At 70.9% G+C, this 22,384-nt stretch carries 17 protein-coding genes; 7 read left to right on the top strand and 10 right to left on the bottom strand.

What is annotated here, in order from left to right:
• Positions 1–136 precede the first annotated feature (136 nt).
• From ASE25_RS12225 to ASE25_RS12210, 4 genes are all read right to left on the bottom strand, one after another.
• Positions 137–1,396, bottom strand: coding sequence for a tyrosine-type recombinase/integrase (locus ASE25_RS12225; protein ID WP_056825602.1), 1,260 nt, complete (start codon positions 1,394–1,396; stop codon positions 137–139).
• Positions 1,393–2,520, bottom strand: a complete 1,128-nt coding sequence (locus ASE25_RS12220; RefSeq protein ID WP_082622839.1) for a tyrosine-type recombinase/integrase — start codon at positions 2,518–2,520, stop codon at positions 1,393–1,395. The genes ASE25_RS12225 and ASE25_RS12220 overlap by 4 nt, the downstream gene beginning before the upstream one ends.
• A gap of 275 nt (positions 2,521–2,795) precedes the next feature.
• On the bottom strand, positions 2,796–5,777 hold the full coding sequence (locus tag ASE25_RS12215; protein WP_082622838.1) for a S8 family serine peptidase: 2,982 nt from the start codon (positions 5,775–5,777) through the stop codon (positions 2,796–2,798).
• A gap of 376 nt (positions 5,778–6,153) precedes the next feature.
• Complete coding sequence (locus tag ASE25_RS12210; RefSeq protein ID WP_056777770.1) at positions 6,154–7,008, bottom strand: PAC2 family protein; 855 nt, start codon at positions 7,006–7,008, stop codon at positions 6,154–6,156.
• A gap of 304 nt (positions 7,009–7,312) precedes the next feature.
• On the opposite strand from ASE25_RS12210, the gene metH reads away from it, so the two are divergent.
• Positions 7,313–11,029: a methionine synthase gene (gene metH, locus ASE25_RS12205; RefSeq protein WP_235508665.1), complete on the top strand. Its 3,717-nt coding sequence runs from the start codon at positions 7,313–7,315 to the stop codon at positions 11,027–11,029.
• A gap of 4 nt (positions 11,030–11,033) precedes the next feature.
• Positions 11,034–11,741, top strand: a complete 708-nt coding sequence (locus ASE25_RS12200) for an HAD family phosphatase (protein WP_082619848.1) — start codon at positions 11,034–11,036, stop codon at positions 11,739–11,741.
• On the opposite strand, the gene ASE25_RS12195 is transcribed toward ASE25_RS12200, so the two are convergent.
• On the bottom strand, positions 11,704–12,285 hold the full coding sequence (locus tag ASE25_RS12195) for a hypothetical protein (protein WP_056776971.1): 582 nt from the start codon (positions 12,283–12,285) through the stop codon (positions 11,704–11,706). The genes ASE25_RS12200 and ASE25_RS12195 overlap by 38 nt on opposite strands.
• Positions 12,282–13,085 (bottom strand): LysR substrate-binding domain-containing protein, encoded by an 804-nt coding sequence (locus ASE25_RS12190; protein WP_056776974.1) that lies wholly within the window; start codon positions 13,083–13,085, stop codon positions 12,282–12,284. Before ASE25_RS12190 ends, ASE25_RS12195 begins: the two co-directional genes overlap by 4 nt.
• A gap of 176 nt (positions 13,086–13,261) precedes the next feature.
• On the opposite strand from ASE25_RS12190, the gene ASE25_RS12185 reads away from it, so the two are divergent.
• Positions 13,262–13,639: a DUF5997 family protein gene (locus ASE25_RS12185; RefSeq protein WP_056776978.1), complete on the top strand. Its 378-nt coding sequence runs from the start codon at positions 13,262–13,264 to the stop codon at positions 13,637–13,639.
• A gap of 4 nt (positions 13,640–13,643) precedes the next feature.
• Positions 13,644–14,111: a YdeI/OmpD-associated family protein gene (locus ASE25_RS12180; RefSeq protein WP_056776981.1), complete on the top strand. Its 468-nt coding sequence runs from the start codon at positions 13,644–13,646 to the stop codon at positions 14,109–14,111.
• Here ASE25_RS12180 and ASE25_RS12175 read toward each other — a convergent pair.
• The 3 genes from ASE25_RS12175 to ASE25_RS12165 all read right to left on the bottom strand — a co-directional run bounded on the left by ASE25_RS12175 (position 14,108) and on the right by ASE25_RS12165 (position 17,144).
• Positions 14,108–15,340, bottom strand: a complete 1,233-nt coding sequence (locus tag ASE25_RS12175) for an RNA polymerase sigma factor (protein WP_056825595.1) — start codon at positions 15,338–15,340, stop codon at positions 14,108–14,110. The two genes, ASE25_RS12180 and ASE25_RS12175, sit on opposite strands and share 4 nt — an antisense overlap.
• Positions 15,337–15,660, bottom strand: coding sequence for a YciI family protein (locus ASE25_RS12170; protein ID WP_020144205.1), 324 nt, complete (start codon positions 15,658–15,660; stop codon positions 15,337–15,339). The genes ASE25_RS12175 and ASE25_RS12170 overlap by 4 nt, the downstream gene beginning before the upstream one ends.
• A gap of 131 nt (positions 15,661–15,791) precedes the next feature.
• Positions 15,792–17,144, bottom strand: a complete 1,353-nt coding sequence (locus tag ASE25_RS12165) for a PLP-dependent aminotransferase family protein (protein ID WP_056776986.1) — start codon at positions 17,142–17,144, stop codon at positions 15,792–15,794.
• Between the two features lie 60 nt (positions 17,145–17,204).
• On the opposite strand from ASE25_RS12165, the gene ASE25_RS12160 reads away from it, so the two are divergent.
• The gene (locus ASE25_RS12160) at positions 17,205–18,707 is read left to right on the top strand and encodes a CoA-acylating methylmalonate-semialdehyde dehydrogenase (protein ID WP_056825593.1); all 1,503 of its coding nucleotides are present in this window, start codon (positions 17,205–17,207) and stop codon (positions 18,705–18,707) included.
• A gap of 17 nt (positions 18,708–18,724) precedes the next feature.
• Positions 18,725–20,107 carry an aspartate aminotransferase family protein gene (locus tag ASE25_RS12155; RefSeq protein WP_200959069.1) on the top strand — a complete coding sequence of 461 codons (1,383 nt, stop codon included), beginning with the start codon at positions 18,725–18,727 and terminating at the stop codon, positions 20,105–20,107.
• Positions 20,108–20,192: 85 nt separating this feature from the next.
• Here ASE25_RS12155 and ASE25_RS12150 read toward each other — a convergent pair whose 3' ends face one another.
• A complete protein-coding gene (locus ASE25_RS12150; RefSeq protein WP_056776992.1) occupies positions 20,193–21,032 on the bottom strand; it encodes a PD-(D/E)XK nuclease family protein in 840 nt (279 codons plus the stop codon).
• 105 nt (positions 21,033–21,137) lie between these two features.
• Between ASE25_RS12150 and ASE25_RS12145 the strand changes: the two genes are divergently transcribed.
• Positions 21,138–22,283, top strand: a complete 1,146-nt coding sequence (locus tag ASE25_RS12145) for a site-2 protease family protein (RefSeq protein WP_056776994.1) — start codon at positions 21,138–21,140, stop codon at positions 22,281–22,283.
• The last annotated feature ends 101 nt before the right edge of the window (positions 22,284–22,384 follow it).

Genomic DNA, 22,384 nt, shown 5'->3' with positions numbered 1-22,384 from the left:
CGGCGAAGCAACTGTGATCACGGGGAAGCGAACTACGGCCGCGGCGGGTGAACTCATGACCAGCAAGCGGTGCTACCGACCACTCACATCTCGCTGAAGCCACGCRCTGTCATCGGCATTATGTGGGTGATCGGTGTCAAGAGGCTTCGGTGGTGTCGAGGCTGGTGATGAGGTTGTCGTAGATCTCGGTTCGTCGGGTTTGGCCTTTGGCGCAGGCGTCGGCGCGTTGGGCCAGCAGGGTGGGTCGGAACTCGATGGTGGTCTGGAAGAACGTGCAGGACTCGCAGATGTTCTCGTACTGGCAGTCCATGGTCTTGGGCCGGACGCAGTAGCCGTTGCCGAGCATGCGGTGGTGCTCGCGGTTGAGCCGGGCCATGTTCGGGCCGAGGTCCTCGGCGGGCAGCTGGGTGGGCAGCTGGGCGGGTTGGGCGTAGAGGGCCTCGACTTTCTCGGCGACGGTGAAGTACTCCTCGGCGACGGTGCGGTTGGCGATCTTGGCGTAAACGAGGGTCATGTCCAGCGACTTGTGCCCGAGCATCGCGGCGATGGCCTCGATGCTCATGCCGCGGTTGATGGCCTGGGTGGCCAGGGTGTGCCGCAGCTGGTGGGGGTGGATGTGGCCGAGGCCGGCCGCGGAGCCGGCTGTGTTGATGAACCGGGTGACGGCGTGCCGGTCCAGGGCCCTGCCGTTCTCGTACGGGATGAGCAGTGGGTGCCCGTCCGGGACGTGCGCGGCGCGGTAGGTGTCGACGAGCTGCACGATGCGCGGGTGCAGCGGCAGGTAGCGGTCTTCGTGGAGCTTGCCGACCGGGACGTGCAGCCAGTGGGTGTCGCCGATGAGCACGACGGCGTCGGAGCTCAGGGCGGTGTACTCCCCGACGCGCAGGCCGGTGCGTAGGAGGAACTCGACGGTGACCCCGACGAGCATGCGCCGGTCGGCTTGCGCGGCCCGCAGCAGCTTCGCTGCGCTCGGGTCATCGAGCGCTTTGGGCAGGGCGTGGTGCTGTCGGGGGACGTCACCCAGGAACATCGGCACCCGCGGTGGGGCGTCGTCCCAGCCCCATTCGTCGATGCGGGTGAAGAACACTCGTAGGGTGCCGAGGCGGTGGGCGATGGTGGCTGGGGTGATGCGGGCCTGGTTCTGTCCGGGTCGGGCCGCGACCCACGTCTTGAAGCCCTCGATGTGCGGCCGGTCGATGTCCCGAACGTGTTGCAGCCCAGGGTGTTCGGTGGCGAGGTAGGCGGTGAAGGAGCGCAGCGCGAGGTCGGCGCCGGTGACGCTGCCGGGTCGTAGGACGCAGGCGACCTGGGCCAGGTAGGTGCGCATCGTGGCGACCACGTGCGGGTGGGTGGCCTCGAGCTGGTCCCAGGTCGGCAGCAGCAGCGGCCCACTCACCTCAGCCTCCGGAACCCCGGGACCGCGGCTCGGTCTTGACGGTCTGGATGGTCCCGAAGATGCGGCGGGACAGGCGGCACGGGCGACCCTGGTTGGCCGGCGAAGACCTGGGCGTCGATGACTTCCGCGGCGCGGCGGTACTGGGAGGCGAGCCAGTCGTCGGCGAGGTGCAGATAGATCCGGGTCGACTCGATCGAGGCGTGCCCGGCTTGGGCCTGGACGGCCTCCAGCGGCATCCCGGCCTCCCGCAGCCGGGTCAGGCAGGTGTGGCGCAGCTCGTGACAGGACGCGTGCGCCAATCCGGCCCTGGCGCGGGCGCCGTCGAGGACCTCGTCGAGGCCGTACGCGCTCAGGGGCCGGCCCCGCCGGGGACGCTTCAACACGAGAAACACGACGTCGGTGTCGGCGTCGGCGGGTCGCTCCTGCTCGAGGTAGGCGCCCAGGTGCTCGAAGAACCTCGAGGAGATCGGCACGAAGCGTTGGTGCCCGCCCTTGCCCTGAGCGATGAACAACCGACGCTCCGCGGCACGGACATCCTCCATCCGCAGCCCGAGGACCTCGCAGCGCCGCAGCCCGCCGAGCAGCATCGCGGCGACCATGGCCCGGTCCCGGTGCGTGCGCAACGCGGTGGTGAGGGCGTCGACCTCGACCGGGGTCAGGATCCGCGGCAGCGTCCGTTGCGGCGCCCGCACCAACGGCACACCCTGGGACGGCCGGTGCCGTTCGCGGCGAGTCGGCAGCCCGCGCGGGACCGGGTTGCTGGGCACGTCGCCTCGGGCGGTCAGGAACGCGTACAGCCCTGCGACCGTGGACAGTCGGCGACGCACGGTCCGCAGGGACACCCCGACCGTGTCACCGCCGACCGGAGCGAGCAGCGGGTCCGGAAGGTGAGGGGCGCCGCTGCGTTGGGCGGTGATGAACCCCAGCACGTCGGTGGCCGTCACCGCCTCGACCGGCTTGGCCACGACCGTGAAGAACACCTTCAGGTCGAACCGTGCCGCCAGCACCGAGTTCGGCCGACAGCGCCCGGACAAGAACTCCAGGTAGGCATCCAGCAGCGGATCGCCGAACAGCTCCTGCCGAGGCTCAGCGGACGGAATCAGACACGACACAACGCTCGGCATACGGGGCCTCCTCGAGGAGAACGGACACCCCAACGTAGGAGCGTCGGCGACCCCGAAGGATCACCCACATATCAAGCATGACAGGACACGACACAACGCTCGGCATACGGGGCCTCCTCGAGGAGAACGGACACCCCAACGTAGGAGCGTCGGCGACCCCGAAGGATCACCCACATATCAAGCACGAACGCGCGGATCGCGGCATTGGTACGGCGCGTCGTCCTGCAGGGGCCCCGGTCGCAAAGCGACCGGGGCCCCAGTGGGTCCACTTCAGGTCAGGCGAGGACCTTGTACGTGACGACCAGACGGACGTAGCTGATGTCGTAGTCGTTGTCGTAGTAGCGGTTGGGGACGTACACCGTGGTCTCCACCACACGGGACGAGTTCACGACTCCTGCGGGCGAGACCGACCCCAGGGTGCGCCACGCGATCGTGGGGCTGGTGTAGATCTCGGGCGTGAACGCGTAGCTGCTCGTCCCCCACTTCGTGAACCCCGACGCGAGCTTCGAGGTGTCCATCGAGAAGCCGTAGCTCTGCAGCTTCAGCGAGCTGTAGCTGACGGCCGCCGGCAGCGTGAACCGGTAAACCCCGCCAGCAATCTCCAACCCGTAGTAGGAGTCGCACGTGTTGGCCAGCCACAGCCCGTACGGGTAGAAGTAGGAGGAGCCCAGGCTCGTCCAAGCACAGGAGTCGTCACTTCCCCCGGCGGAGTAGAACTGGCTGCCTCGCTTGTCCAACGTCGCGGTCTTGGTCACTAGCCGCTTGCTGCTGACCACGACGGAGTACTTCGCCGTGCTGCGGCGGTTACCGGCAGCGTCCTGCGCAGTCAGCGTCCAGTAGAAGGTGCCGGCACCGACCAGGGAACCTGCCGTGTTCCGGCCGTTCCAGGTGATGCTGGCCCGGCCGGCGGCGCGGTTGCCCGTCATCGACCGGACGACGCTGCCTCCGCCGGTGCGCACGGTCAGGGTGACCGTTGCGGATTCACTGAGGGTGAGGGCGGGAGAGAACGTGTCCCTGTAGGTGTCGGGGTAGGGGTAGAAACCAGTCCCGTTCCCCGTGATGGAACTCATCGTCGGGGCGACCTGGTCGACGCGGACACTGATGGCGGCAGCGCCCCGCAAGGTTCCCGCGTTCGTCGCCCGGCTCGTGACAAGCTCGACACGGTAGGTGCCGCTCGTGACGCGGGCAGCGCTGTTCGTCAGTCCGTTCCAGACGAAGGAGCGTGTGCCCGCGCTTAGCGTGCCCAGACTGGAAGGTCCGCGCACGACCGTGCCGGCGGAGTTGCGAACCTGCCACTTCACCGCTTCGGTGTCGGGAAGGTAGTAGGTCAGCTTCGTCGTGTCGGACCTGCCGTCACCGTTCGGGCTGAACACACTGGGACTGAGGGCTGTGAACTTCGGGTGCAGCGACTGGTTTCGGAAGGACACCGCAGCCGACGCCGGCCCGGCGCATACCGTCGCAGTCGAGCAGCTGACCGCGGTGACGGTGTGAGTGCCGTCCGCCAAGGCGCTGACCTCGAACGTGAACGCGAACGGTGCGCTGGTGTCAACGCCGCGACGCACCCCGTCGATGAAGAAGCCGACGGCGCCGCCGGGAGCGGTCGCGGTGAACGCGGCCGAACCCGACACCAGCTGCGAGGGCAGAGGTGAGGTGATGACGGGGGCAGCGTTCGTGACGGTCACCCCGACCTGGGCACCATCGGAGGCGCACAGGGTGGTGAGGCTGCAGTCCACGGCCCGAAGGGTGTGGCTGCCGTTGCCCAGACCCCACGTCGACCACGTGGTCCTGGCTGTTCCGGTTGCGCTGTCGGTGGTGACGGCCGACCCGAGCGGCGTGCCATCGACGTAGAAGCGAACCTTCGGCGCGGTCGAGGCGGCCGTCACTGTCACCGAGCCGTTCACCGATGACCCGTCAGTCGGGCTGGTGATGGCCGGGACAGAGTTGGGCGTGAAGCCATCGAGAGCGGCCTTGAAGTCCACCTGTCCCGTGCCGAGGCCCAGGCCGACGTATCCGTGCGCCGTGCCGACGATGGCTGCTCGCACGTCAGCGGCCTTCGCGGTGCGGCTGCGCGAGAACAGCAGGGCGGCTTCGGCAGCGACCAGCGGCGTCGAGAACGAGGTGCCGTCGCTCGTGTCGTAGTCCGGCTGGAAGAACGTGCTTCCAGCGACTGGGGACGTGCTCCGGATTCCCGTGCCGGGCGCAGCCACGCTCACCCACGACCCATACTGCGAGAACGGCGCCCGGTTGCCACCCGCATCGGTAGCGCCGACTGCGACCACGTTCGGATAGGCGGCCGGATACTGCGGCGTGGTGGTGCCGTCATTCCCGGCAGCGGCGACCACGAGGGCGCCCTTGCTGACGGCGTATGCGACGGCGTCGGATTCCACCTGGTCCGGAGTGTCACCGGACAGACTCAGGTTGATGACGTTCGCGCCTTGGTCAGCGGCCCAGATGATGCCAGCAGCCTCAGCGTCGCCCCACACCTGCCCATACGGGTCGGCAACCTTCACGGCCAGGACGCTGGCACCCATGGAGGCGCCGGCGACACCAACGCCGTTGTCCCCGGTGGCGGCGGCGATCCCGGCGACGAAGGTGCCGTGGCCGATCTCGTCGGAAACGTCACTGGTCTGGTCGACCGCGTTGTACGAGCTGGCAACCCGCCCCGTCAAGTCCGGGTGGGAAACGTCCACGCCGCTGTCAACCACGGCGATACGCACGTCGGCGCTTCCGCGCTGTACGTCCCACCCGCCCGGAGCAGCGACGGCGTCGAGATAGGGCGCAGTCACTGCGTACTGCTCGTCGTTCGGCACGAACGACAGGGTTCGGCGCTGCACGACGTCCACTCGGGCGACGTCGCGACGCTGCCGCAGCTGACTGACGAGCCCGTCCGCGCGGTCCTTGGCAACCTCGAGCGAGACGGTCCCGAGCTGGGTCAGGGCGCGGCGCTGAACACCTCCCATGGCCTTGGCCGACTGCGTCACGTCGCGCAGCGAGCTCAGTGACCTCGACCCGGACCGCATCTTCACCGACACCACCACCCGGCCGGGGTCCGCCTGAACGGCCAGCGCGCCGAGACGGGACCTTCCCGCGGACCCGGCCACCGTCTTCTGCCCCGAAGAGGCGACAGCATGCTTCTGCTCCAGCTGCTCCTTCTTGCTGCTGAGCGAGCCACCTTCATCCGCGGCGAACGCGGACGCCGGAGCGGCCAGCGCAAAAGCGACAACGGCAGCTACAACACATCGGCGCGTAGCGCCCATAGACAACCCCCTGCATGAACCGCGGGACCAACAAGATCAGACCGCGGGGATGTTCCCGCGCCAATCGCAGCGGGCGAGGGGCAACGTATCGACAAAGCCGGACACTCACGGGCGAAACGTTCAAATGTGGTGTGACGGCGCAAACCGGGACCGGCAAGAGCGTTCGCCCATCGCCAGAGCCGGACGCGCACAACCATCGGCAGTCCGCTCAGCAAGCCTCACAGGCGATCCCGTAGAACTCCCCGGACTCCCTCGAGCTCCCAGGACTGAAGGGCGACGCCTGCAGGCCAGAGGTCCCTCGGACGCGAGCACCGGGCAGTCGAGGTGCCGGGCGGCGTACGCGCTCCGCCTGGCGACGGCTGCGCGGGGGGAAGGGTCAGCGCCCGGTCTGGTCGTCGTCGCGCCCGCGGAGGTAGCGCTCGAACTCGCGCGCGATCGCGTCGCCGCTCGCCTCGGGCAGCTCGGCGGTGTCCTGCGCTTCCTCGAGGGACTGGACGTACTCGGCGACCTCCTCATCGGACTGCGCGAGCTCGTCGACGCCGCGCTCCCACGCCCGGGCGTTCTCCTCGAGCTCGCCGTGCGGCACGGTGATGCCGAGGAGCGACTCGATGCGGCGCAGCAGGCTGAGGCTCGCCTTGGGCGACGGGGCGCCACCGGCGTAGTGCGGCACCGCGGCCCACGCGGAGACCGTCGGGATGCCCGCGTCGGAGGCCGCGTGGGTCAGCACGCCGACGATGCCGGTGGGGCCCTCGTAGCGCGAGGCCTCGACGTCGAAGCGGTGGATCGCCGCCTCGTCCTCGGCCGTGGCCGTGACCGGGATCGGTCGCGTGTGCGGCACGTCGGCGAGCAGGGCTCCGACGGTGACGATCGTCGTGACGCCGAGCTGGTCGGCGAGCTCGAGCAGCTCGATCGAGAAGGCCCGCCAGCGCATGGACGGCTCGATGCCCTGCACGAGCACGACGTCCCGGTCGAAGCCGGTCTCGGTCGCGACGAGGATGCGCGTCGTGGGCCAGGCCAGCATGCGCCGACCCTCCTCGAGCGACACGCGGGGGCGGTTGACCTGGAAGTCGTAGTAGTCCTCGGGGTCGAAGGCCGCGACGACCTCCGCGTCCCAGACCTCCGCGAGGTGGCGGACCGCGCTCGTGGCGGCCTCGCCGGCGTCGTTCCAGCCCTCGAAGGCCGCGATGAGCACCGGATCGGTCAGCTCCGGCACATCCTCGAACTCCAGCACCATGTCTCCTTCACCGTGGGCGCGCTCGCGTCCACACCTCCAGCCTAGGACCTGGCGCCACCGATGCGCCGGAGTCCCGCCGGCGGGCGCGCCCCACGCGTGAGGCCGGACGGGGTATGCCGTGCGCTGGCGTCGCGTGACCGCAGTGCGGGCGGCGACGCGCCGGACACGGCAGGTCCGTAGAATCGGGCCGGTCCCGTCACTCGGCACGAAACCCGTGCCGCCGAGAGGAGCCACGTTGTCCCAGTCGCAGCAGCGACCCGACGCCACCGAGAGCCTGACCGCCACCCTCGGTCAGCGCATCATGATCCTCGACGGCGCCATGGGCACGGCCATCCAGCGCGACCGGCCCGACGAGGCCGGCTATCGCGGGGAGCGCTTCGCGGACTGGCCGAGCGACGTCCAGGGCAACAACGACCTCCTGACGCTGACTGCGCCAGAGATCATCGCCGGGATCCACCGCGAGTACCTCGAGGCCGGCGCCGACATCATCGAGACGAACACCTTCAACGCCAACGCGATCTCGCTGTCCGACTACGGCATGGAGGAGCTCGCCTACGAGCTGAACTTCGAGGCCGCCGCGCTGGCCCGCCGCGAAGCCGACGCGATGACGGAGCGCGAGCCCGACCGGCCGCGCTACGTCGCAGGGGCGCTCGGGCCGACGACGCGTACGGCCTCGATCTCACCCGACGTCAACGACCCCGGCGCGCGCAACGTCTCCTACGACCAGCTCGTCGCGGCCTACCTCGAGGCGGCCCGCGGGCTCGTCGACGGCGGCAGCGACCTCATCTTCATCGAGACGATCTTCGACACGCTCAACGCCAAGGCTGCGATCTTCGCCGTCGAGACGCTCTTCGAGGAGCAGGGTCGCCGCTGGCCGGTCGTCGTCTCCGGCACCATCACCGACGCGTCCGGGCGCACCCTGTCCGGCCAGGTGACCGAGGCGTTCTGGGACTCGATCCGGCACGTGTCACCGCTCGCCGTCGGGCTCAACTGCGCCCTCGGTGCCAAGGAGATGCGCCCCTACATCGCCGAGATGGCCCGTCTGGCTGACTCGTTCGTCTCGTGCTACCCCAACGCCGGTCTGCCCAACGCCTTCGGCGAGTACGACGAGGCGCCCGACGAGACCGCGGGCATCGTCGGCGAGTTCGCCGAGGCGGGTCTCGTCAACCTCGTCGGCGGCTGCTGCGGGACGACCCCCGACCACATCGCCGCCATCGCGCGGGCCGTCGACGGCAAGCCCGTCCGCGAGCTCGCGACGAACGCTCCCGCGATGCGGCTGTCCGGGCTCGAGCCGTTCACCATCACCGACGACAGCCTCTTCGTCAACGTCGGAGAGCGCACCAACATCACCGGCTCGGCTCGCTTCCGCACGCTCATCAAGGACGGCGACTACGACACCGCCCTGTCCGTGGCCGCGCAGCAGGTCGAGAACGGCGCCCAGGTCATCGACGTCAACATGGACGAGGGGATGATCGACGGTGTCGCGGCCATGGACCGCTTCCTCAAGCTCGTCGCGAGCGAGCCCGACATCAGCCGCGTGCCCGTCATGGTCGACTCCTCGAAGTGGGAGGTCATCGAGGCCGGGCTCAAGTGCGTGCAGGGCAAGGCGATCGTCAACTCGATCTCCCTCAAGGAAGGCGAGGAACCGTTCCTCCGGCAGGCCCGGCTCGTGCGCAAGTACGGCGCCGCCGCGGTCGTCATGGCCTTCGACGAGGACGGCCAGGCCGACTCGCTCGAGCGCCGCCAGCAGATCTGTTCGCGCGCCTACCGCCTGCTCACCGAGGAGGTCGGCTTCCCGGCCGAGGACATCATCTTCGACCCCAACGTCTTCGCCGTCGCCACCGGCATCGAGGAGCACGCCTCGTACGGCCTCGACTTCATCGAGGCGACGCGCTGGATCAAGGAGAACCTTCCCGGGGCCAAGGTGTCCGGTGGCATCTCCAACGTGTCGTTCAGCTTCCGCGGCAACAACCCCGTGCGCGAGGCGATCCACGCCGTCTTCCTCTACCACGCGATCGCCGCAGGCCTCGACATGGGCATCGTCAACGCGGGCGCCCTGGCGGTCTACGACGAGGTCGACGCGGAGCTGCGTGACCGTATCGAGGACGTCGTGCTCAACCGGCGCCCCGACGCCGCGGAGCGGTTGCTCGAGATCGCAGAGGAGTACAACAAGGTCGGTCAGGCGGTGGAGGTCAGCGAGGAGGAGTGGCGCGCCCTGCCGCTGGGCGAGCGCATCACGCACGCGCTCGTCAAGGGCATCGACGCGCACGTCGAGGCTGACACCGAGCTGCTCCGCGCCGAGATCGCCGAGCGCGGCGGCCGGCCCATCGAGGTGATCGAGGGTCCGCTCATGGACGGCATGAACGTCGTCGGAGACCTCTTCGGCGCCGGCAAGATGTTCCTTCCGCAGGTCGTCAAGAGCGCGCGCGTCATGAAGAAGGCCGTCGCCTACCTCATCCCGTTCATCGAGCAGGAGAAGATCGACGACCCCTCCCTGGCGACGCAGAAGGACACCAACGGCACGATCGTCATGGCCACGGTCAAGGGCGACGTCCACGACATCGGCAAGAACATCGTCGGGGTCGTGCTCCAGTGCAACAACTACGAGGTCATCGACCTGGGCGTCATGGTCCCGGCGCAGAAGATCCTCGACGCGGCGCGCGAGCACGACGCCGACATCATCGGGCTCTCGGGGCTCATCACGCCCTCGCTCGACGAGATGGTCGGCTTCGCCGCCGAGATGCAGCGCCAGGGCCTGACGATCCCGCTCCTCATCGGTGGCGCGACGACCTCGCGCGCCCACACGGCGGTCAAGGTCGACCAGAAGTACGACGGTCCGGTCGTCTGGGTCAAGGACGCCTCGCGCTCGGTGCCGACCGCCGCGGCCCTGCTCAGCGACGAGCTGCGGCCCACCCTCATGGCCAAGGTCAAGGAGGACTACGACTCGCTGCGGGCCCGTCACGCGGGCAAGGCGGACCGGCCGCTGCTCGCGCTCGAGGACGCCCGGTCGCGACGCACGCCGGTCGACTGGTCCGGCTACCGTCCGCCGCACCCGCACCTGCTGCTCCAGCAGGACCACGACGTCTCCTCGATCACCCGCTCGCACCGGATCTCGCAGCACGTCAAGGTGTTCCGCAGCTATCCCCTCGGTGAGCTGCGTCGCTACATCGACTGGCAGCCGTTCTTCAACGCGTGGGAGATGAAGGGCAGCTTCCCCGACATCCTCAACAACCCGGCCAGCGGCCAGGCCGCGCGCAAGCTCTACGACGACGCGCAGGCCATGCTCGACCAGCTCATCGAGGAGCGGTGGCTGACCGCCAACGGCGTCATCGGCTTCTTCCCGGCCAACTCCGTGGGCGACGACGTCGAGGTCTACCTCGACGACGCCCGCACCGAGCCCCTCGCCGTGCTGCACCACCTGCGCCAGCAGGGGGACCACCGCGCCGGTGTGCCCAATCGCTCGCTCGCCGACTACGTCGCCCCGAAGGGGACGCAGGACTGGGTCGGTGGCTTCGCGGTGACGGCCGGTCTCGGCGGCGCCGGGCGGGTCGCGGCGTTCCGGGCCGACCTCGACGACTACAACGCGATCCTGCTCGAGTCGCTCGCCGACCGCCTCGCCGAGGCGTTCGCCGAGCGCATGCACGAGCGGGTCCGCAAGGAGTTCTGGGGCTACGCGCCCGACGAGCACCTCGACAACGTCGCGCTCATCAAGGAGCAGTACGCCGGCATCCGCCCGGCGCCCGGTTATCCCGCCTGCCCCGAGCACACCGAGAAGGAGACGCTCTGGCGCCTGCTCGACGTCGAGGCCAACACGGGCATGACCCTGACGGAGAGCATGGCCATGGCGCCCGGCGCCTCGGTCTCTGGCTGGTACTTCTCGCACCCGCAGTCGCAGTACTTCGTCGTGGGCCGGCTCGGCCGCGACCAGGTGCAGGACTACGCCGACCGCAAGGGATGGACGCTGGCCGAGGCCGAGCGCTGGCTGTCCGCGAACCTCGCCTACGACCCGGAGGACTGACCCGGTGACCCTCTCGCACACCGCCGACCCCGACCGCACGGTGCCGGCCCTGCCGGCGGCCGTCCTGTGGGACATGGACGGCACCCTCGTCGACACCGAGCCCTACTGGATCCAGGCGGAGCACGAGCTCGTCGCGGCCCACGGGGGTGTCTGGAACGACGAGTTCGCTCACCAGCTCGTCGGCAACGCACTCGAGGTCTCGGCACAGCTGATCATCGACCAGTCGGGGATCTCGCTGACGGTGCCCGAGATCATCGATGCCCTGCTCGAGCGGGTCATCGCCCAGGTCGAGCGGCGCGTCCCGTGGCGTCCCGGAGCGCGTGAGCTGCTGCTCGAGCTCGGCGACCTCGGGGTGCCGTCCCTGCTCGTGACGATGTCGTGGCGCTCGCTCGCCGACACGGTCGTGAGGCGCCTGCCGGAGGGCGCCTTCGACCACCTCGTGACCGGGGACGAGGTCAGCCACGGCAAGCCGCACCCGGAGCCCTACCTCGCGGCGGCCCGCCTCGTCGGGGCCGACCCGGCGGACTGCATCGCCATCGAGGACTCGCCTGCCGGGGTGCGGTCCGCGACCGCCGCCGGGGTGCCGACGATCGCCATCCCGCACGTCGTGCCCGTGCCCGCGATCGACGGTGCCGTCCATCTCGACACGCTCGCCGGGGTCGGTGCGGCCGACCTCACGACGATCGTGTCGCGCCTGCGCTCTCCTCGCTGAGGCGCGCCAGCGTCCGCAGCTGACGCCGCATCATCACGAGGTCGCCCCAGGCGAGAGCGGTCGACCGCGCCCGCGAGAGGGCCGACTCGGCCCGGGGGAGTGCGATGTCGCCGCGCAAGGTCGTCCTGGCCTCCGGCCCGCCTGGGAGCGGGACCGTCTGGTAGACGAGCGGCAGCCGCCCGAAGAGGCGTATGCCGGTCGGCGCGGTGATCTCGAGGGCGAGCAGGTCGTCAGGCACCCAGTCGACGAGGGTGAAGATCGTCGCGAAGCGCTGCCCGACGGCGAGGCTCTCCAGTCCGGGCGTCAGGGCGCGTGGGCTCCGGCGCCCGAGGTTGTCGACGAGGTCGTAGCTGTAGGGCGCGACGCGCAGCTGGCAGAGCCAACGGAAGACGACCGCGGGCTCGGCACGGACCGTCACCGCACGGCTGACGACGGGACCGGCATGGCCCACCAGGTGGCCCGGGAGGGCTGATGCGCCGAACTCGCCCCAGCGCCAAGGGAGCCCGTCGCGCTCCGCGGGTCCGCGGACGGAGCCGGTGCTCACCGGCGGCCCTTGCGCTTCGGGACACCTCCACGCGGCGCGCCCTTGCGCCCGGTCTGCTGGGCGCGCCGGGAAGTGCCGTGGGCGCGGGACGTGGCCGAGCTCTTGGCGGTCTTCGAGGTCTTGGCGGGCTTGGCGTGTCCGCGCTGCTCGGTCGGCCCGTCCGAGCCGGACGGCGAGGCCGCGTCGGACGGCCCGCCACGGGTGCTGCGCTCCGTGCGGCCGCGGACGATGCCGATGAAGTCCTCGATGCGCGGGTCGTCGTCGTCGACCCTCCAGGCAAGGCCGACCCGTGAGGGTGCGACCCCGGTCACGGGGCGGTGGACGACGTCCTTGCGGTGGTGCAGGCGGGCGACCGACATCGGCACGACGACGATCCCGGAGCCGGTGGCCACCACGGACACCGCCTGCTTCGTCGTCATGGGCGGCATGGCTGTGGCCCGGTCTCGGGTCTCTGGCGTCGCGACGGCCGTCCACTCGGGGACGAGCGCGGGGTCCTGCATGAGGACCTCCTCGCCGAGGTCGGCGACGTCGACCTCATCGAACGCGGCGATGACGTGCTCCTTGGCCACGACGACGACCGGGACCTCCTCGTAGAGGGGGATGACGTGCAGACCGTCGCGGTCGACCGGCAGCCTCAGGAGGACCATGGACGATGTCCCGTCGCGCAGGTGGGCCAGGGCATCGGCGTCCTCGACGGGTGCCGCCTCGAGGGGAGAGTCCGGCAGGCGCTGGCCCCACACGCGCAGCCACTTGTCCGGCGTCACGCCGGGCACGAACTCGACGCGGAACGGATCCGTCATGGTGTGCCTTCGCGGTCGGGGCAGGTCGCTCCCGAGGCTAGTCCACGTGGACATGTCGCCCGACGTGCGGAGGGGACACCGCCGGACGCCGTGCGACACCCGTGGCGGGCCACGGGCCGGGGACAGGCCGGGCGAGAGCGGGCAGGCGTGGTCGGGCGACGCCCTAGGCTGGACCCATGCCCACGCCGAAGCCGCAGACCATGAAACCCCAGACGGCCGCGAAGAAGCTCGGCGTCCTGCTGTCCGAGACCCCCGCCGACTTCCAGGAGGGCGTCGTCAGCCGCACCGACCTCAACGCGTTGCAGGCCGAGCCGCCGGAGTGGCTCGCGACGCTGCGCCGCAACGGACCCCACACCCGCCAGGAGACGGCCCGGCGACTCGGCATCTCCAACTCGGGCCTGACCCGCGGCGGGGTCGGAGAGCACCTGACGACCGACGAGATCAAGGCCGTCATCGACGAGATGCCCGCCTGGCTCGTGGCCGAGCGCGAGATCTTCGCGCAGGTCCGCGCCGAGGACGCGCGCCTCAAGGCACGCGACACCGGACGGCCCTGATCCCATGAGCGAGACGGTCCGGACGTTCCGCACCACCCTCGAGGCCACGGGTGGCAACAACGTGGGCATCGTGGTCCCTGACGAAGTCATGGCGGCCTTCGCCCGCGGCAAGCGGGTGCCCGTATCCGTGACCGTGGACGGTGGCTACACGTACCGGACCTCGATCGCCTCCATGGGCGGTCACTTCCTCGTGTCCTTCAACGCCGAGACGCGGGCCGCGACCGGGCGTGGCGCCGGTGACGAGGTGGAGGTCCGGCTCGAGGTCGACGACGCACCGCGCGAGGTCGAGGTGCCCCAGGCGCTCCGGGCGGTCCTCGACGCCGACCCCGCTCTCACGGCCGCCTGGACGGCTCTGTCCGCCAGCAAGCAGAAGGCGCATGCCCTCGCCGTGTCCTCGGCCAGGACCGACGAGACCCGCGAGCGGCGACTGTCGCAGGTGGTCGAGACCCTCCGGGACGGTGGCCGGCCCTAGGTCAGCTCGCCGCGGCGACGCGTCAAGGAGGCCGACTCGGCCGTGTTGCCCGCCAGCTCGATCGCCCGGGTGTACGCCGCCCGCGCCTCCTCGCCGCGACCCATCCGGCGCAGCAGGTCGGCCCGGACCGCGTGGTAGGCGTGATAGCCGGACAACGGTTCCCCGAGAGGCTCGACGACGGCCAGCGCCACCTGCGGTCCGTCGAGCTCGGCGAGGGCGACCGCCCGGTTCAGGGCGACGACCGGCGAGGGTTCCAGGTCGTGGAGCTGGTCGTAGAGGGCGACGACCTGTGACCAGTCGGTGTCGCGCATGGTGCGAGCCGAGGTGTGCACGGCGTTGATGGCGGCCATGACCTGGTAGCGACCCGGAGCCGCCCCAGCATCGAGTCGCTCACGCACGAGACGGTGGCCCTCGGCGACCAGGGCCCGGTCCCAGACGCTGCGGTCCTGCTCGTCGAGGGGGACCAGCTCACCGCCCGGTGAGACCCGGGCACTCCGGCGGGCGTCGGTGAGCAGCATCAGGGCGAGGAGGCCGGCCACCTCGCCGTCGTCGGGCAGGAGGTCGCGCAGCATCCGGGTGAGCCGGATCGCCTCGCCGGTGAGGTCCTGGCGGATCGGATCGGTGTCCGCACCGGAGGTGAGGTAGCCCTCGTTGAAGACGAGGAAGAGCACAGCGAGCACGCCGGAGACCCGAGTCGGCAGGTCCTCCGCGGTCGGCACCCGGTACGGGATGCGCGCGGCCGCGATCTTGGCCTTGGCCCGGGTGAGGCGCCGAGCCATCGCGGACTCCTGCACGAAGAAGGCCCTCGAGATCTCGGGCACGGTCAGGCCACCGACCATTCGCAGCGTCAGGGCGACCCGCGCCTCCATCGCGAGCGCGGGGTGACAGCACGTGAAGACGAGTCGGAGCCGGTCGTCGTCGAGGACGCCGAGCGGCTCGGCCTCGTGGTCGTCGTGCACCATGGCTGCCTCCTGGTGCTTGTGGTCACGCTTGCTCTCGCGCCGGATCCGGTCGATCGCCTTGCGGTTGGCGGTCGTCGTCAGCCACGCGCCCGGGTTCGGGGGTGTGCCCTCGGCGGGCCACCGCTCGACGGCGGTCGCGAACGCCTCGGCCGCGGCGTCCTCGGCGAGGCCGAGATCACCGAACCGCCGGGTCAGGGAGGCGACGACCCGGGCCCACTCGTCGTGGTGGGCCCGGGTGAGCTCGTCGCGGACGTCGGGTGGGCTCACAGGAACGGACGCACCTCGATCTTGCGGTTGCACGCCCGGGAGCCCTCGGCGGCGAGCCTGAGCACCACGTCGAGGTCCGGCGCCTCGAGGATCCAGAAGCCGGCGAGGTACTCCTTCGACTCGACGAAGGGTCCGTCGGTGAAGACTGCCTCGCTCCCTCGGTTGTCGACGACCGTCGCTGGGTCCGGGGAGCCGAGGCCCCCGGCGAAGACCCAGTACCCCTCGGACCGGAGCCGGTCGTTGAAGGCGTCGACGGCGGCCTCCTCGGTGGCGGTCTCGGGGCCGGTGCCGTCGTCGATCACGGATACGAGGTACTGCATGTCGGATCATCTCCTGTGCCTCGGGCCGCCCATCGCGGGCGGGCTCTCACCTCTGCTACGAACACCTCGGTCCGGATCGGACAGCGCGGGCGGGACTGATTCTGCTGGGTGGCAGGGACTCCGTGCCGAGCTCAGCGGTGCTGGGCCGTCCAGGCCCCGGCGTTCGCCGCCTCGGCGATGAGGTCGGCGACCTCGGCGTGGTTCTCACGGACGAGCCCGGTCGTCACGCGCACGTGGCCTTCGGGTCCGGCGACGTGCTCGACCGAGAACGGTGACCCCGGGGTCACCGCGATGCCTTGGCTCGCGAGCCGGAGCACCGCTGCGGCCTCGTCGCGCACCGGCACCCAGATGTTGAGCCCGTCGGTGCCGGGCACCTCGATGCCGTGCTCCGCGAGGCGACCGACGACGAGCTCCCGACGACGGGCGTACTCGGCACCGGCCGATGCGATCCCGCGCGCGCAGACCTCGTCGCGGAGCAGGCCGGCGAGGACCCGCTGGAGCAGCCGGCTCGTCCAGCCCTGCCCGATGGCCCGCGCGTGCCGCACCGGGGCGAGCAGCGCGTCCGGGCCGCTCAGCGCGGCGATCCGCAGGTCTGGACCGTGCGACTTGCTGAAGCTGCGGATGTGCAGCACCTGGTCGGGGATCCACCGACCGAGGCTGGTCGCGGCCGACGTCGAGATCGGGCCGCTCGAGTCGTCCTCGATGACGATGCAGTCACGGCCCTCGAGCAGCGCAGCGAGTCGTCGCGCCCGGGTCGGCGACATGGACACGCCGGTCGGGTTCTGTCCTCGAGGCTGGATGACCACCGCTGCGGGTCGGCGCGGCAGCAGGGACTCGACGGCGTCAAGGTCGAGGCCCGTCTCGTCGAGCGGCACGCCGACGACCGCGACCCCCCGGTCCTCGAGCAGGTCGAGCAGGGGAGGGAACCCCGGGTTCTCGACGAGCACGAGGTCACCCGGGCGCAGCAGTGCCCGGGTGAGCAGGTCCAGCGCGTCCATCGCGCCGTCGACGACGAGGAGGTCGTCGGCGGCATACGGCCAGTCGCGCACGAGCTCCTGCCGTAGCTCGTCGAGCACGGGGTCGTCGAGATAGCTGCTCGGCGTCGTCGGGTCGGTCAGTGCGGACAGCACCGGCACGAGCGGGGGCAGCAGGGCGCTGTCGGGGATGCCGGTCGACAGGTCGAGGCTCACCGGCGACTCGTGCCGCAGCGCCCGCGTGTAGCGCTCGCCGCCTCGGGCCGTGGGCGCCACGGTCGTGCCCCGGCGGCCGTCCGACCGGATGGTCCCCGAGCGGGCGAGCAGCTGCCAGGCCGCGCTCACGGTCGTCGGCGACATCATCAGCTCCTCGGCGACCCGGCGGATCGGGGGCAGCTGGTCGCCCGGCACGAGGGTGGCGTCGCGGATCGCCCGGGAAACGGCCTGCGCGAGGCCCTTGGCGGTCGGGGCGTCGAGGCGCTCCTCGATCGAGGAGATGACGGCACGCATGTTCGTAACATAGCAATCGATGCTTTGTATGGGGTCAGAGTGGCACGTAACGTGAGGTGCATGACGACCCCTACCGTGACGTCCATCGACCACTGGATCTCCGGCGCCCGCGTGCCCGGCACCTCCGGGCGCACCGCCCCGGTGCACGACCCGGCGACCGGCCGCCAGACCGGCGAGGTGCCGCTCGCCTCCACCTCCGAGGTGGACGACGCCGTCAAGACCGCGGTCGCCGCCGGACGCGACTGGCGCACCAGCTCCCTGTCGCGGAGGGCTGCCGTCCTCTTCGCCTTCCGCGAGCTGCTGCACACGCGCACCGACGAGCTGGCCGCGATCGTCACCGCAGAGCACGGCAAGGTACTCTCCGACGCGGTCGGCGAGATCGCCCGCGGCCTCGAGAACGTCGAGTTCGCCACCGGTGTACCGCAGCTGCTCAAGGGCGGCTTCTCGGAACAGGCCGCGAGCGGTGTCGACGTCTACAGCATCCGCCAGCCGCTCGGCGTCGTCGCCGGCGTCACGCCCTTCAACTTCCCCGTCATGGTGCCGCTCTGGATGTGCGCCAACGCCATCGCCTGCGGCAACAGCTTCGTGCTCAAGCCCAGCGAGAAGGACCCCTCGGCCGCGCTCTTCCTCGCCGAGCTCTGGAAGGAGGCCGGCCTTCCCGACGGCGTCTTCACCGTCGTCCACGGCGACAAGGAGGCCGTCGACGCGCTCCTCGACCACGACGACATCGCGGCGGTCAGCTTCGTCGGCTCGACCCCCATCGCGAAGTACATCTACGAGCGCGGCACCGCCAACGGCAAGCGGGTCCAGGCTCTCGGCGGCGCGAAGAACCACGCGCTCGTGCTGCCCGACGCCGACATCGACATGGCGGCCGACGCCATCGTCTCCGCCGCGTACGGCGCCGCGGGGGAGCGGTGCATGGCCCTGTCCGTCGCGGTCGCCGTCGGTGACGTCGGTGACGACCTCGTCTCCGCGATCTCCAGCCGCCTGCCGAAGCTCACCGTCGGGCCGGGCTCGGCTGAGGGCACCGACATGGGTCCGCTCATCACCCGCGAGCACCGCGACAAGGTGGCCGGCTACGTGGCGGCCGGAGCGGAGGCCGGGGCCACGGTCGTCGTCGACGGACGCGAGCAGGACGTCCCCGAGGACGGCTTCTTCCTCGGCATGACCCTGCTCGACGACGTGACGCCGGACATGACCGTCTACCGCGACGAGATCTTCGGGCCGGTCCTGTCGGTCGTGCGCGTCGCCACCTACGACGAGGGTCTGGCGCTCATCAACCGCAACCCGTACGCCAACGGCACCGCGATCTTCACCCGCGACGGTGGCGCCGCGCGCCGCTTCCAGAACGAGGTCGAGGTCGGCATGGTCGGGATCAACGTGCCGATCCCCGTCCCGGTCGCCTACTACTCCTTCGGCGGCTGGAAGGACTCGCTCTTCGGCGACACCCACATGTACGGACCCGAGGGCATCAACTTCTACACGCGCGGCAAGGTCGTGACGCAGCGGTGGCCCGACCCGGCCACCTCGACCGTCGACCTCGGCTTCCCGCGCACCCGCTGAGAGAGAAGGACCCACCCATGACCGACCTCGACCAGCGCAGCGTCATCGCCGACCTCCTCGACGGGATGACGGAGCAGCAGGTGCGCACCCTCGACCGCGACCACGTCTTCCACTCGTGGTCGGCCCAGGGACTCATCGACCCGCTGCCCATCGCCCGGGCCCAGGGCTCCTACTTCTGGGACTACGACGACAAGCGCTACCTCGACTTCAGCAGCCAGCTCGTCAACGTCAACATCGGCTACAACCACCCGAAGGTCGTCGCCGCGATCCAGGAGCAGGCGGCCCGTCTCGCGACGATCGCGCCGTCCTTCGCCAACGACGCCCGCAGCGAGGCCGCCCGGCTCATCACCGAGGTCGCGCCCGACGGGCTGTCCGCGGTCTTCTTCACCAACGGTGGGGCCGAGGCCAACGAGAACGCGATCCGGATGGCCCGGCTGCACACGGGCCGGCACAAGGTGCTCGCGACATACCGCAGCTACCACGGCGCCACGGGCGGCTCGATCACCCTGACCGGCGACCCGCGGCGCTGGCCCTCGGAGCCCGGCCTGTCGGGGATCGTCCACTGCTGGGGCCCCTACACCTATCGTTCGGCCTTCCACTCCGAGTCCGAGGAGCAGGAGCGCGACCGTGCGTTGTCGCACCTGCGCGACACGATCATGGTCGAGGGTGGGCACACGATCGCCGCGATCATCCTCGAGACCGTGGTGGGCACCAACGGCATCCTCGTCCCGCCGGACGGCTACCTCCAGGGCGTCCGTGACCTCTGCGACGAGCACGGGATCATCCTCATCGCCGACGAGGTCATGGCCGGCTTCGGGCGGTGCGGCGAGTGGTTCGCCGTCGACCACTGGGGCATCCGCCCCGACCTCATCACCTTCGCCAAGGGCGTCAACTCCGGCTACGTCCCGCTCGGGGGCGTCGTCATCTCGGACGAGATCCGGGCGACCTTCGACCAGCGCGCCTTCCCGGGCGGACTGACCTACTCGGGTCACCCGCTCGCCTGCGCCTCGGCCGTCGCCTCGATCAACGCGTTCCGCGAGGAGGGCATCATCGAGAACGCCCGGAGCCTCGGCACCGACGTCATCGGCCCGCGCCTGCGCGAGATCGCGGCGAAGCACCCCAGTGTCGGCGACGTCCGCGGCCTGGGCGTCTTCTGGGCCGTGGAGCTCGTGCGCGACCGCGAGACGCGTGAGCCGCTCGTGCCCTACAACGCCTCGGGTGAGGCGGCCGCGCCGATGGCGGCCTTCGCCGCGGCCTGCAAGGAGCGCGGGCTCTGGCCGTTCACCCACTTCAACCGCACCCACGTCGTGCCCCCGTGCACGACGACCCCGGCGGAGGCCGAAGAGGGGCTGGCAGTGCTCGACGAGGCGCTCGACGTCGCCGACGAGTTCACCGTCTGAAGGCTCTCGCCTCCAGCCGACGCCAAGGGCGCACGTATGCCGCCGGGCCCGCCCGGCGGCATACGTGCTCGGTCGTCGAGTGGGGTCAGGCGTCGAGCTCGACGAGCCCGGTGACGGACGGGTCGACGGCGCGCTGGGCGGCGTCGACGGGCAGCGGCGGGGGAGTGCCACCCCACGCCGGGCACAGCGCGCGGTGGTCGCACCAGTCGCACAGCCGGCTCGGGCTGGGACGCCAGTCACCCGTCGACGCGGCTCGCTCGATGGCCTGCCAGAGCGCCTTGACCTTGCGCTCGGTGCCGAGCAGGTCCTGCTCGTCGGGCTCGTAGGCGACGATCTCGCCGTTGCCGAGGTAGACGAGCTGGAGGCGCTTGGGGATGACGCCGCGCTGGCGCCAGAGCACGAGCGCGTAGAACTTCATCTGGAAGAGGGCCTTGGCCTCGAAGTGCTCGGAAGGCGAGCGGCCCGTCTTGTAGTCGACGACGCGCATCGCTCCGCCCGGGGCCACGTCGAGCCGGTCGACGTAGCCGCGCAGGACGAGCCCGTCGACCTCGGTCTCGACGTAGAGCTCGCGCTCGGCCGGCTCGAGCCGCGTCGGGTCCTCGAGACCGAACCACGTCTGGAGCAGCGTCGCTGCGCCGGCGAACCACTCGTCGGTGCGACCGCCGTGCTCGGCGAGCAGGTCGAGCATCGCCGGCTCCTCCTCGGCGAGGCGCTCCCACTCCTGGGGGACGAGCCCCACCGCGGCGTCGATGGTGCGCTCGGTCGCGGGGAGGTCGAAGAGCCGCTCGAGGACGGCGTGGACGAGCGTGCCCCGGGCCGTCGCCTGCGTGGGCGCCGACGGGAGCTTGTCGATGACCCGGAAGCGATAGAGCATCGGGCACGACATGAAGTCGGAGGCCCGACTGGGGGACAGCGCTGCAACCATGGGGCGACTGTATGCCGCGGGGCCGACACCGCACGGCCGGCACCCACAGCCCACGCACGGGACCGGCACAGGGAGGCGGGTCAGGCAGGGCATAGGGTCGAGCCCATGAGCACTCCCGCCCGCCCGGACACCTCCCACGGGTGGCGGATCGGCAGCCTAGCGGGGACCCCGGTCTACCTCGGTCGGTCCTGGCCGGTCATCGCCGTGCTCATCGTCGTCGTCTTCGGGCCCAACCTGTCGAGGTCCGACCGCGGTGCGTCCTACGGCTACCTGCTCGCCGCGGCCTACGCCGTGCTGCTGCTCGTCTCGGTGCTCGTGCACGAGGCTGCCCACGCCTTCGCGGCCCGGTGGCGAGGACACCCGGTCAGCCGGATCGTCGCCGACGTCTGGGGCGGTCACACCGTCTACGACGCGACCCGCACCTCGCCGAGCACGACGGCCATCGTCGCCGTCGTCGGGCCGCTGTCCAACCTCGCGCTCGCCGGGGTCGTCTGGGGCCTGCGGGCTCTGACGACGAACGAGACCGCCCTGACCCTCCTCGGCATCGTCGCCTTCGCCAACGTCCTCGTCGGCGTCTTCAACCTCCTCCCGGGCCTGCCCCTCGACGGCGGCCAGATCGTCAGCGCCCTCGTGTGGCGCGCCACGGGGAGCAAGGGGCGCGGCCTCGTCACGGCGGGGTGGCTCGGACGCGTCGTCGCGGTGCTGACCGTCGCGTGGTTCGCCCTGCGTCCCCTCGCCGAGGGCCGGGCGCCCGAGATCTTCGACCTCGTCTGGCCGTTCGCCATCGCCTTCTTCCTCTGGCAGGGCGCGACGGGGGCGATCCGGGCCGGTCACATCCACGAGGCGACCGCCGGGCGCGCGACCGACGTGCTCGAGCCGCTGTCCCTCGTCGCGGGCACGGCGACCGTGGCCGAGGTCGAGACCGCGGTGGCCTCCGGGGCGTGGGTGGCTGCAGCGGACCCGACGGGGTGGCCGCTCGGTGTCGTCGACGCCGACTCCGCGGCCGGCGTGCCTGTCGACAGCCGGGCGCGCACGGCGATCGCGTCGGTCACGCTGGCCCAGCCGGCGTCGTGGGTCGTCGCCCTGCCGCCGGAGGCCGTGCTCACCGACCTCATCCGGGTCATGAGCGATCGCGAGCTCTCGCTCGCCGTCGTCGTCGACGAGGCCACCCGCGACATCCGCGGGCTGGCGAGCGCGGAGCGCATCAACGCGGTCGTCGGCGCCGAGCTGGCCCGTCGCGGTCGTCGCTGACGCGCGTCCACGAAGTCGCCGCTGGATGCCGGTGCCGAGGGCGTATGCCGTCGGGCGCGGTTCCCGAGGCATGTCCCGTGACGCTCGTCTTCCCGGCGAGC

The sequence above is a fragment of the Terrabacter sp. Root85 genome (assembly GCF_001429185.1).
Classification (GTDB): domain Bacteria; phylum Actinomycetota; class Actinomycetes; order Actinomycetales; family Dermatophilaceae; genus Terrabacter.
The sequence above is the reverse complement of the archived record's forward strand: the minus strand, read 5'-3'. Positions and strand labels throughout refer to the sequence as shown.

Bases quoted from the DNA above. Each gene is read 5' to 3' on its own strand.
- ASE25_RS12220 (WP_082622839.1), bottom strand. From the start codon at position 2,520: ATGCCGAGCGTTGTGTCGTGTCTGATTCCGTCCGCTGAGCCTCGGCAG.
- ASE25_RS12215 (WP_082622838.1), bottom strand. From the start codon at position 5,777: ATGGGCGCTACGCGCCGATGTGTTGTAGCTGCCGTTGTCGCTTTTGCG.
- metH (WP_235508665.1), top strand. From the start codon at position 7,313: ATGATCCTCGACGGCGCCATGGGCACGGCCATCCAGCGCGACCGGCCC.
- ASE25_RS12190 (WP_056776974.1), bottom strand. From the start codon at position 13,085: ATGACGGATCCGTTCCGCGTCGAGTTCGTGCCCGGCGTGACGCCGGAC.
- ASE25_RS12185 (WP_056776978.1), top strand. From the start codon at position 13,262: ATGCCCACGCCGAAGCCGCAGACCATGAAACCCCAGACGGCCGCGAAG.
- ASE25_RS12180 (WP_056776981.1), top strand. From the start codon at position 13,644: ATGAGCGAGACGGTCCGGACGTTCCGCACCACCCTCGAGGCCACGGGT.
- ASE25_RS12170 (WP_020144205.1), bottom strand. From the start codon at position 15,660: ATGCAGTACCTCGTATCCGTGATCGACGACGGCACCGGCCCCGAGACC.
- ASE25_RS12165 (WP_056776986.1), bottom strand. From the start codon at position 17,144: ATGCGTGCCGTCATCTCCTCGATCGAGGAGCGCCTCGACGCCCCGACC.
- ASE25_RS12160 (WP_056825593.1), top strand. From the start codon at position 17,205: ATGACGACCCCTACCGTGACGTCCATCGACCACTGGATCTCCGGCGCC.
- ASE25_RS12155 (WP_200959069.1), top strand. From the start codon at position 18,725: ATGACCGACCTCGACCAGCGCAGCGTCATCGCCGACCTCCTCGACGGG.
- ASE25_RS12150 (WP_056776992.1), bottom strand. From the start codon at position 21,032: ATGGTTGCAGCGCTGTCCCCCAGTCGGGCCTCCGACTTCATGTCGTGC.
- ASE25_RS12145 (WP_056776994.1), top strand. From the start codon at position 21,138: ATGAGCACTCCCGCCCGCCCGGACACCTCCCACGGGTGGCGGATCGGC.